Below are 9832 nucleotides of genomic sequence, written 5' to 3' on the forward strand. Positions count from 1 at the left end.
AACAGAAAACGCTGCTTAAATAACTACTTTTTTTACGGGAAAGCTCCTATGCTCAGCTGAAAGCAGGTAGGGCCGTGCCTGGCTTTTACGTAGCTTTGTCGGAGTCCGCATCTGCCGCGCCCGATGAATCTGGCCATTTTTTTCGATCCGCTCCACGAAGAGCTGATTTCTTCTTCCGCTTCTCCCACTACCTTAGCGGCATACGCCACGCCGTTTCTGGACACGTTTCCAGATTGGCGCTCTGCCGATTTGGCCTTAATTGGGCTGAATGAGTGGCGTGGCAGTGCTGCTGGTGCCCCAGCTGCGCACGGCGCCGACCTAGTGCGCCGTCACTTTTATCAGCTGCAAAAGGGTACTGGCCCTATTCGGCTTGTTGACTTAGGCAATCTACGCCCAGGCTTAGCCTTGGAAGATACTTACCAGCGCCTACGCGAAATTATTGCCGCCTTACTAGAGCATAACACCGTGCCTATTCTGCTTGGTGGCTCGCACGATTTAGATTACGGGCAGTTTCTAGCGTACGAAACCCTAGACCGCGCCGTTAGCTTCGCAACTATTGATGCGCGCGTGGATATGGCCGAGCAGGTTGGCTCTTGCCCGGAAGAAAGCCATCTGCGCCGCATGCTCATGCACGAGCCCAGCTTCCTCTTCAACTTTGCTCAGCTGGCTCACCAGCAGTACCTAGTGGCTCCCGACGTGCTAGCGGCACTAGAAAAACTTCACTTCGAGACGTTGCGTTTGGGCCAGATACGGGACGACACGCGCCAAGCGGAGCCCTTACTACGGCAGGCCGACTTCGTCAGCTTCGATGTGGCGGCCCTACGCTGGAACGACGCCCCGGCCTACTACCCGGCCAACCCGTTCGGCCTTACCAATGAAGAAGCCGCCAAGCTAGCTTGGTACGCGGGCCACAACGACCAGCTTAGCTCTTTTGGCCTCTACGGCTACCGTCCCGACCACGACCACCATGGTTTAGCTGCCATGACGTTGGCAACTATGCTTTGGTACTTTGTGGAAGGTTACTACCACCGTCGCCACGAAGACGACTTTCAAAGTCGCCGTTTCCTACGCTACGCAGTAGGCTTACCCGGTACACCAGCCAAGTTGGTATTCTACAAAAGCAAGCGCACCGAAAAATGGTGGCTAGAGGTAGAAAGCTTAGCCGACAGTCACATCAAGCGTATTGTACCCTGTAGCTATCAAGACTACCTGCGCGCGGCCCAAGGCGACCTGCCGAACCGCTGGATCTTAACCCAAGCCCTTCTGGGGTAAAGGCAGGCAGTGGCAGGGCAAGCCTTCTTCAGTGGATACTCGCCTACAATGCCCCTGGCGAGCAAACAACTTCTTATCGTACTATGGAACTTCCAACCTATACAAAAGCCCAACTAGCCCTGCGCAATGGCCAAGATAGGGACGAGGTATGGGTGGGCTACCAAGGGCTGGTATACGATGTGAGCCGCTCCCGCTTATGGAAGCGGGGCAACCACTATGAGCACTGGGCCGGGCAAGACCTCACACAGGAGTTGCAGCAGGATGCGCCCCATACAGAACACGTTTTTGATAAATTTCCCGTCATTGGACGGTTGGCTACCTAAATAACGCGGCCTGTTCATCGGCTACTCCTCTACTACGTACCGCATCCTCCCTACTCTCCTTCCCCAAGTCTTCAATGAGCACCACTGAAAGTTCTTCGCAATTCAATAACCTGGAGACCCTCTCCACGCATGATCTGCTTGCTGGCATGAATAGCGTGGACCAAACAGTGCCTCAGGCTGTTGCGAAAGCCCTCCCGCAGCTTGAAGCCTTAGTAGAAGCTACGGTAGCCAGAGTAGGAGCGGGCGGACGACTCTTTTACATTGGGGCAGGCACTAGCGGGCGGCTCGGTATCCTAGACGCCTCCGAATGCCCTCCTACCTTCGGGGTGCCCCACGGGATAGTCATAGGTCTGATTGCAGGTGGAGATACGGCAATTCGCAAGGCGGTTGAGAATGCGGAGGATGATGCCGAGCAGGCCTGGCGCGATTTACAGGCCCATGCTATCACAGACAGGGATATAGTGGTCGGTATTGCGGCCTCAGGGCGCACACCTTACGTCATTGGTGGCTTAGCGCAGGCTCGGCAGCATGGCTTGGCTACGGGCTGCATTGTGTGCAATGCTGGTTCGGCTGTGGCGGCGGCAGCAGAGTTTCCGGTAGAAGTAGTAACAGGACCGGAGTTTGTGACGGGGAGCACTCGGTTGAAAGCGGGAACAGCGCAAAAACTCGTGCTGAATATGCTTACTACTGCTACCTTCATTCGCTTGGGTAGAGTAAAGGGCAATAAAATGGTTGATATGCAGCTTTCTAATCATAAGCTGGTAGACCGCGGTGAACGAATGCTTGTGGATGAGCTAGGCATTTCTCAACCAGAAGCTGCCGACTTGCTCCGCCAACATGGCTCGGTGCGAGCGGCGTTGGATGCGTATCAGTCCTCCTAAGCTACTATTTAGCATTCCGAACTTGCTCGAACGGTTTCGAGGCTAAACCCGTTAAACCACCTGCCGCCTCTGCTACACGTGGGCAGGCTCACTTTTTCGGTCACTTCTGCCCTTACCCGCGCCGTGCACACCATCGAACCTCACTACGCCTGGCTGGATCAGTATTCAGCTTCTGAAGACCCTCGCTCTCCCCTCTTTGAGGCCGAAAACAGCCTTGATACTTACGTGAACACCATCTACGGCTACTACATCCACCCGCAGTGGGACAGCCTAGACTCAGAAACCCTTTACCTCAAGATTCTCTTTGTTGATTACGAGTTAGGCATCGGTATTATCGAGTTCATTGGGGAGTGGAATGATGCTATTGAAAATGATATCATGCAGCTCAAACGGAACATCATTGATTTGATGACCCATGAGGGTGTCCGCAAGTTCATTCTCATTGGCGAAAACGTATTCAACTTTCACGGCTCCGATGACTCCTACTATGAAGAATGGTTTGAGGACGTAGAAGAAGGCTGGATTGCGGGCATAAATTTCCAGGAGCACGTCATTCGCGAAATGCGTCAGTACAACATTGACTCCTACGTCAACTTCGGTGGGCAACTCGATGAGCTACCCTGGCGAACCTATCCGCCACGCAAATTATTTGAGGTAGTAGACGGGTTACTACAACGCCGCTTAGGCTAATACGAAACCATAACAAAAGAAAAAGGGCCGCTCCTCGTTGAGGAGCGGCCCTTTTTTAAGCGCCGGACGGCGCATCTATTTACTGAGCGTCGGTTGAGTCAGCAGCGTTTTCAATTTTGTCAGCCTGAGCGTCCGTAGCGTTTTCTACAGAGTCAGCACCAGCTTCGTTGCCAGCATTCTCCATAGCGTCAGCTTTAGCCTCGCCAGCATTTTCTACGTTGTCAGCAGCTTGCTCTTGAGCATCTTCCGTCTTGCTGTCGCAAGAAGCAAATGAGAACGAAGCAGCAGCCAGAGCGAGGAACAATACCTTTTTCATGATCGGGGGTTGATGAGAGAGTTTGTAAAGTCTTTGTTGGTAAAATCTGCAATTCCTCCAGTGACGAATCGCAAGATTCAGGGCTTTATACTCCACCATTGAGAAGGTAACCCCAACTGTAAAAAAAAATTTAATTTATTTTTTACCAACCCTCCCTGCACCAAAAAAAGCCTGCCCTGCACTACTGCAAGACAGGCTTTTTTTAGATAGAATTGGTATTACTTCTTACGGAACACGATTCCAATGGGAACCCCCTCAAAGTCGAAGTTTTCCCGCAGGCGGTTCTCTAAGTAGCGCGTGTAGCTTTCTTTCACGTACTGAGGCAGGTTGCAGAAGAAAGCAAACACTGGATTGTGCGTGGGCAGCTGAGTAACGTACTTGATGCGCACCATCTTGCCCTTGGTAATGGGCGGAGGATACTTTTCAATTTCCTTGAGCATCACTTCATTCAGCTCCGAAGTCGGAATTTTCTTCCGCTTGTTCTCATACACTTGCACTGCCGTTTCAATGGCCTTGTGCACACGCTGCTTAGTGAGAACGGATGTAAAAATGATGGGTGGGTAGCTGATGGGAGCAATCTTCTCACGAATCTTCTCCTCAAACTCCTTGGCCGTATTGGTTTCCTTGTTTTCAATCAGGTCCCACTTGTTTACCAAGATGACAATGCCCTTGCGGTTCTTATCAGCCAGACCAATGATGTTTAGGTCTTGGGCCTCAATACCCCGGGTAGCATCAAGCATCACAATGCACACGTCGGACTCTTCCAAAGCGCGAATGGAGCGGAGAACAGAGTAAAACTCTACGTCTTCGTGCACTTTGGTCTTACGACGCAGACCAGCCGTGTCTACCAAAATAAACTCTTTACCAAACGCGTTGTAGCGCGCCTGAATAGAGTCGCGGGTAGTGCCGGCAATATCGGTCACAATGCTACGGTCGGTACCTAGTAGCAAGTTCACAAAGGATGACTTACCCACATTTGGGCGTCCTACCATGGCAATTTTGGGAATGCCAGCATCCGGCTCTTCTACCCCTTCTTCTTCAAAATGGCTGATAACGGCATCCAGCAAGTCGCCGGTACCTGAGCCGCTCTGCGAGCTGATAGGATAGATTTCGCCGTCGCCAATACCAAGTGCGTAGAACTCCCCCGAAGCATGAGCACGGGCGTTGGTGTCGGCCTTATTAGCCACAAGGTAGATGGGCTTCTTGCCCTGGTAGCGGCGCAGCACATTCGCAAACTCCTCATCAAGGGAATGCAATCCTGCATCCACATCTACCATGAACAGTACCACATCGGCTTCATCAATAGCCAGCTTTACCTGCTTATTGATTTCCCCTTCGAAAATATCGTCGGAGTTGTGCACGTACCCACCCGTGTCGATGACGGTGTAGTACTTCCCGGTCCACTCGCCATAGCCGTAGTGCCGGTCACGGGTTACGCCCGATTCGTTGTCCATGATGGCTTTGCGCTGGCCAACCAGACGGTTAAAGAGCGTGGACTTGCCCACATTTGGGCGGCCCACAATGGCAATTGTGTTTTTCATGTGTCTGACTCCAGCCGCCGGCCCGACCAGTTTCGGCAGTGCCCAGAGTAGTTAAGTGATAAGACGGTCGGAATGTATTAGTAGCCGTTTTGCCCTACTGGGTAGTGTTCAATGGCTCACGGTTATTGCTGATACCCGAAGCGGTTCAACGCCTTAGGGTCGGTACGCCAGTTCTCGTTGACTTTGACGTGGATTTCTAAGAACACTTTTTTCAGGAAAAACCTCTCCATTTCCTCGCGGGCCCAGGTACCAACTTTCTTCAGGGCTTCTCCCTTCTGGCCAATGATAATGCCCTTCTGGCTGGCACGCTCTACATAAATCGTAGCACGCATCCGAATGATGGTTTCTTCCTCCTTAAATTCCTCAATACCTACCTCACAGCTATAGGGCACCTCTTTTTTGTAGAGCTTGAAAATTTTTTCCCGAATCATTTCGGCAGCGAAGAAACGCTCCGGCTTGTCGGTTAGCTCATCCTTGGGGTAGTACGCAGGGTGCTCTGGTAGGCGGTCTAGCACCAGTTGCAGCACTTGGTCGGTACCAAACTTTTCGAGGGCCGAAATGGGTAGTACCTCAGCGGCATTGGGCAAGTGCTCTTTCCAATAGGCCAGCTTGGCTTCTACTTCAGCTTGCTCAGCTTGATCAATTTTATTGACTAACAAGATGATGGGCGTGTTCGTCATCTTGCGCAAGCGTTCCACAACTGGCTCTTCGTCGTGCTTCTCGTAGATGTCAGTAACGAACAAAACGACGTCCGCATCTTCCAAAGACGAGTACACAAACGACATCATGGCGTTGTGCAATTCATATTTGGGCTGAATGATACCCGGCGTATCGGAGTAAACGAGCTGAAAATCATCCCCATTGAGAATACCCAAGATACGGTGACGCGTAGTTTGGGCCTTGCTGGTAACGATGCTGAGCCGCTCGCCCATGAGGGCGTTCATAAGCGTTGACTTACCCACATTGGGCTTGCCGATAATGCTCACAAAGCCAGCGCGGTGCGGTTTAGGTTCGGTATTCACTTCAGAATCTGAAAATTGGCCTGCAAAGGTACAGTTTTTCGGTGGGCTCACCGCTTGTTATACAAACATCGGCTGCCAGATGATTGTCTATAGGCTCACTGAAAGTTGATGAACGTCAGGTTTCAGTTAGCCGTTCGTTGTGCGACCTTTGTAGTTGCTTACCGGTGGCTGTTTGTCATCAACTGTTCGTATGACTTTTGCCGGGCACCAGCCGGCACCTTTGTATTCTATGCCCTCTCCTGCTCCCACAAACGGCCGTATTGGCGTTTTGCTCGTTAACCTCGGCACTCCCGATTCGCCCCAGACCAGCGACGTGCGTCGCTACCTAAACGAATTTTTAACTGATGCCCGCGTGATTGACATGCCGGCCGCGGTACGTTACCCGTTGTTTCAGGCTTAGTGGTGCCCCTACGGGCACCCAAGTCGGCCAAAATATACCAGCAACTCTGGGATACTGAGCGCGGCTCGCCCCTGCTCTATCACGGTCTCGATTTGCAGAAGCTAGTGCAAGAAAAGCTAGGCAAAGACTACCTAGTAGCTTTTGGCATGCGCTACCAGAAGCCCAGTATAGAGAGTGCCCTGCAAGAGTTGCGCGATGCTGCCGTAGACCGCATTATTGTGCTACCACTGTTTCCGCAGTACGCGGCGGCCAGTACTGGCTCGGTACAGGAAAAGGTGATGGACATTGTAAGCAAATGGTGGGTAGTGCCCAGTATTTCGTTTATCAGCACGTTCGTGGAAGACCCCGGCTTTATCGGCACTTTCGCCACGCTAGGCCGGGAGGAAATGGCTAAGCACGATTACGACCACGTCGTGTTTAGCTACCATGGCATTCCTGAGCGCCATGTGTTGAAAGGTAGCCACAACGGGTACTGCAAGCTGGGTAACTGCTGCAACAGCTATAACAAGAACAACCGGTATTGCTATCGGGCGCAGTGTTTCGAGACTTCACGCCAGCTAGGTAAGGCATTGGGGCTTACTCCTGAGCAATACACCACTTCCTTCCAAAGCCGCTTACAAAGCCGCCTGCGTGACCCGTGGTTGCAGCCCTACACGGACGAGGTGCTAAAAGAAATGCCGGGCAAAGGCATTAAGAATGTGTTGGCCTTCTCCCCCGCCTTTGTAGCCGACTGCTTGGAGACTACCATAGAAGTAGGCACCGAGTTTAAAGAGATGTTTGAGGAAGCAGGCGGCAGCCATTGGCAGCTAGTGCCATCCCTCAATTCGCACCCGCAATGGGTGGAAGCAGTGGCTAACATGATCCGCCGAAATTAACTTACCAAGTACAACCAGCATACAGAAGGGCTGCTCCCGCGCTACTACCAATAACTTGGTGGTAGCGCGGGAGCAGCCCTTAAAGTTGTAACCAGCACTGCTATCCTATGCGACGGCGCTGATAAAATTGCTGGTCATCGTACCCAGGCTGCTCGTAAAAGCTGCGGGGCTGGGCCTCAGATAGTGGAAGACGAAGAGCTAATAACATAGCTTGCTCATATTCGCGGGTGATTTGAATTTCGTTGTAGGGTGGGTACTCCAATACTGTCTCAGCGGTAAGCGAAGGCACAAATACATTATCAGCATCTTCATCAATGGCTGCTGCCCCAATTGGCAGCAAAATGTGTCGGTCTCGCTCGTTAATATGCAGATCGGCCGAAAGTTCCACGTCGAGGTAACGCACCTTGAGGGCGTCGGCCTCCACTATCAGTTCGTATACCTCCCCGAAAGGCTTGCCGTCGCCACCGCGTACGGTCCAGCCGCGCACATCCGGATTGCCATCGGCTACTTCAAAACTAGGTAAGTCGCGCAGGCGGCGCAAATGCATGCCCTCACCGGAGGGAATAGGATCAGTAGTAGGTTCCATGCGTGAGTTGGCTAAGAGTAATCACTCGAACTACCGAGCAGTCTCGTTGATAGTGCGTAGTACGGCAGCAGCGCGCGTAAGAAATTGCTGCACTTGTGTTTGGTCTTGAGGAGTAGCAACGCGGCCACTCAATGCTCCGGCCTGCGTCATCAGTTCACCAACTTCGGCTTCCAGATTTGGATATGCCTTCTGCTGCACGGCCTGTAAGAAGGCCGCCGCGGCCACGTATCCCGGACGCAAGCTGCTTCCGTCTTCTTGCAGGCGGCTGGTTGCACTGGTCAAGTCGTTGCGCTTTTCGGCTATGGTAGCATCGCGTAGGTTGTCGCGGTCAGCCAGGGGTAGCAAAGCGGACGTTAGCAAGCGTAATCCTTCTCGTCCGTACTGGGGTTGGGAAGCATCGCCTTGGGCAAAGCCTGCTAGTACATCGGGAGTCACTGGTGCCGTTTCCGCTGCCATATCGCCCACGGCATCTGCAGTAGGTCGAGGACCTGTTTCGGCACCCGTAGTGCTATCGGGTGGGGGCTGAATACCCGAACCAACAGGAGACGGAACGTCTTGCGGCGGCTCCGACTCGGCTCGAAATAGGAAGTAGGCAGCTATGCCCAAGCCTGCTACCACTAGCAAAATAAGCAGCCAAGGACTAGGGGATGATTTCTTGCGCTGAATGTTGATGTCGGCCATAGCGTAGAGCGGGCATGTGTAGTTCGGCAATACCATACGAACCATAGCCGAAATACGATACGCCACTTCGCATCTTCCCTAGTGAAGGAACTGAGCAACGCGGTCAATATTCACTAAGCGACCCACTAAAAATGCCTTGGGTCAAAGAATACCGCCTCGTTACAGTGATGTTAAGGGCGGCACTATCTGCTGCAAAGGCATTTAATTGTGTAGCTCTATAGCTGGCTAGTTGAAAACCACGTACTCTATACTTCAACTACTGCTACTGTATGCACCGCAGCCTTGAGCTAACTGTCCCTTCCAACATCACCGAAAACCTTTGCCAGCAGCTTGTTGGGCTCGATGAGGTAATTAGCCTAAGCGTGCAGATTGGGGCCTCGCGCAAACCAGTCGGCGACATCATTTCCGTGCAAGTATTAAATAAGGGTGCCGACGATGTGCTACGTATTGCGGGCGAAGTTGTCGCTCATCCCAACGACCTATCGGTAGCTTCAGCCGAGTTAAGCAGCATTATTGCGCCTGCTGAAGGCGAGAAGATTTTGGGAGATAAGGATGAGGCAATTTGGGAAGAAATAGAAGCTGGCTTACGCCATCAAGGAAAGCCTACCCCGAATTACATGGCACTCATGGGCCTTGGTGGAATTTTATCAGCCGTAGGTTTAGTATCTGAGCCAGTACCGCAGGCCGTAGCTTTTATTGCATCCAGCATTATTTCGCCAGGTTTCGAGCCAATTGCGGCAATACCAATGGGTACCGTATTGAAACGCTGGCATGTAGTAGGCCGTGGCCTGCGGTCTACCCTGCTGGGCTATGCTCTCTTTATTTTAATGGCGGGCCTCACCATGCTGTGCCTCACAGCCGCGGGCGAAAGTTCAGCAGCGGAATTGGCTACCAATCCCGAAGTTAAAAGCATGGCTCAGCCCTCACTCAAAACTTTATTGGTTTCCGCTTGCGGTGCGGCAGCAGGTATTATCATTATTGCTGCTTACCGACGTAGTGTAATTGCAGGTGCACTGATTGCCCTCATTCTGATGCCTGCGGCAGCTTTAATAGGCTGCGGGCTGGCAGTTGGTCGTTCTCACCTGGCACTAGAAGGTCTCAGCCGTTTTGGAATAGATATGGCCTTCGTGTTAGGACTTGGGCTACTAATATTCTACTCGAAACAACGGTTCTTACACCGGCGCAAGCCACTCGAGTAACACCCATACAAAAGGCCAGCCGTTTGACGACGGCTGGCTTTTGTAT

10 protein-coding genes and 1 pseudogene are annotated in these 9832 nt (G+C 52.3%); 6 read left to right on the forward strand and 5 right to left on the reverse strand.

Annotated elements, in window-relative coordinates:
• The first annotated feature begins 123 nt into the window (after window positions 1-123).
• From VI25_RS04790 to VI25_RS04805, 4 genes are all read left to right on the forward strand, one after another.
• Window positions 124-1272 (forward strand): formimidoylglutamase, encoded by a 1149-nt coding sequence (locus tag VI25_RS04790; RefSeq protein WP_045688400.1) that lies wholly within the window; start codon window positions 124-126, stop codon window positions 1270-1272.
• An 83-nt stretch (window positions 1273-1355) separates the two neighbouring features.
• Window positions 1356-1595 (forward strand): cytochrome b5 domain-containing protein, encoded by a 240-nt coding sequence (locus VI25_RS04795; protein ID WP_045688401.1) that lies wholly within the window; start codon window positions 1356-1358, stop codon window positions 1593-1595.
• Window positions 1596-1669: 74 nt separating this feature from the next.
• Window positions 1670-2476 (forward strand): N-acetylmuramic acid 6-phosphate etherase, encoded by an 807-nt coding sequence (gene murQ, locus VI25_RS04800; RefSeq protein WP_045688402.1) that lies wholly within the window; start codon window positions 1670-1672, stop codon window positions 2474-2476.
• Between the two features lie 123 nt (window positions 2477-2599).
• The gene (locus VI25_RS04805) at window positions 2600-3166 is read left to right on the forward strand and encodes a hypothetical protein (protein WP_045688403.1); all 567 of its coding nucleotides are present in this window, start codon (window positions 2600-2602) and stop codon (window positions 3164-3166) included.
• A gap of 79 nt (window positions 3167-3245) precedes the next feature.
• Here VI25_RS04805 and VI25_RS04810 read toward each other — a convergent pair whose 3' ends face one another.
• From VI25_RS04810 to era, 3 genes are all read right to left on the reverse strand, one after another.
• Window positions 3246-3482, reverse strand: coding sequence for a hypothetical protein (locus VI25_RS04810; protein WP_045688404.1), 237 nt, complete (start codon window positions 3480-3482; stop codon window positions 3246-3248).
• A gap of 218 nt (window positions 3483-3700) precedes the next feature.
• A complete protein-coding gene (der, locus tag VI25_RS04815; RefSeq protein ID WP_055562318.1) occupies window positions 3701-5023 on the reverse strand; it encodes a ribosome biogenesis GTPase Der in 1323 nt (440 codons plus the stop codon).
• 122 nt (window positions 5024-5145) lie between these two features.
• Window positions 5146-6045 (reverse strand): GTPase Era, encoded by a 900-nt coding sequence (era, locus tag VI25_RS04820; RefSeq protein ID WP_045690336.1) that lies wholly within the window; start codon window positions 6043-6045, stop codon window positions 5146-5148.
• Between the two features lie 229 nt (window positions 6046-6274).
• Between era and hemH the strand changes: the two are divergent.
• A pseudogene (hemH, locus tag VI25_RS04825) lies at window positions 6275-7320 on the forward strand (ferrochelatase).
• A 100-nt stretch (window positions 7321-7420) separates the two neighbouring features.
• Here hemH and VI25_RS04830 read toward each other — a convergent pair.
• Window positions 7421-7906: a PRC-barrel domain-containing protein gene (locus VI25_RS04830; protein ID WP_045690337.1), complete on the reverse strand. Its 486-nt coding sequence runs from the start codon at window positions 7904-7906 to the stop codon at window positions 7421-7423.
• A gap of 30 nt (window positions 7907-7936) precedes the next feature.
• Window positions 7937-8587 carry a hypothetical protein gene (locus VI25_RS04835; protein WP_045690338.1) on the reverse strand — a complete coding sequence of 217 codons (651 nt, stop codon included), beginning with the start codon at window positions 8585-8587 and terminating at the stop codon, window positions 7937-7939.
• Between the two features lie 269 nt (window positions 8588-8856).
• Here VI25_RS04835 and VI25_RS04840 point away from each other — a divergent pair, with 269 nt between their 5' ends.
• Window positions 8857-9786 (forward strand): DUF389 domain-containing protein, encoded by a 930-nt coding sequence (locus tag VI25_RS04840; RefSeq protein WP_045690339.1) that lies wholly within the window; start codon window positions 8857-8859, stop codon window positions 9784-9786.
• Window positions 9787-9832 lie beyond the last annotated feature (46 nt).

Origin of the sequence: Hymenobacter sp. AT01-02, from assembly GCF_000961955.2 — a bacterium.
Taxonomy (GTDB): domain Bacteria; phylum Bacteroidota; class Bacteroidia; order Cytophagales; family Hymenobacteraceae; genus Hymenobacter; species Hymenobacter mucosus.

Excerpts from the sequence above, each read along its gene's own strand:
- VI25_RS04795 (WP_045688401.1), top strand. The coding sequence starts at position 1,356 with ATGGAACTTCCAACCTATACAAAAGCCCAACTAGCCCTGCGCAATGGC.
- VI25_RS04830 (WP_045690337.1), bottom strand. The coding sequence starts at position 7,906 with ATGGAACCTACTACTGATCCTATTCCCTCCGGTGAGGGCATGCATTTG.
- VI25_RS04835 (WP_045690338.1), bottom strand. The coding sequence starts at position 8,587 with ATGGCCGACATCAACATTCAGCGCAAGAAATCATCCCCTAGTCCTTGG.
- VI25_RS04810 (WP_045688404.1), bottom strand. The coding sequence starts at position 3,482 with ATGAAAAAGGTATTGTTCCTCGCTCTGGCTGCTGCTTCGTTCTCATTT.
- murQ (WP_045688402.1), top strand. The coding sequence starts at position 1,670 with ATGAGCACCACTGAAAGTTCTTCGCAATTCAATAACCTGGAGACCCTC.
- VI25_RS04840 (WP_045690339.1), top strand. The coding sequence starts at position 8,857 with ATGCACCGCAGCCTTGAGCTAACTGTCCCTTCCAACATCACCGAAAAC.
- VI25_RS04790 (WP_045688400.1), top strand. The coding sequence starts at position 124 with ATGAATCTGGCCATTTTTTTCGATCCGCTCCACGAAGAGCTGATTTCT.
- der (WP_055562318.1), bottom strand. The coding sequence starts at position 5,023 with ATGAAAAACACAATTGCCATTGTGGGCCGCCCAAATGTGGGCAAGTCC.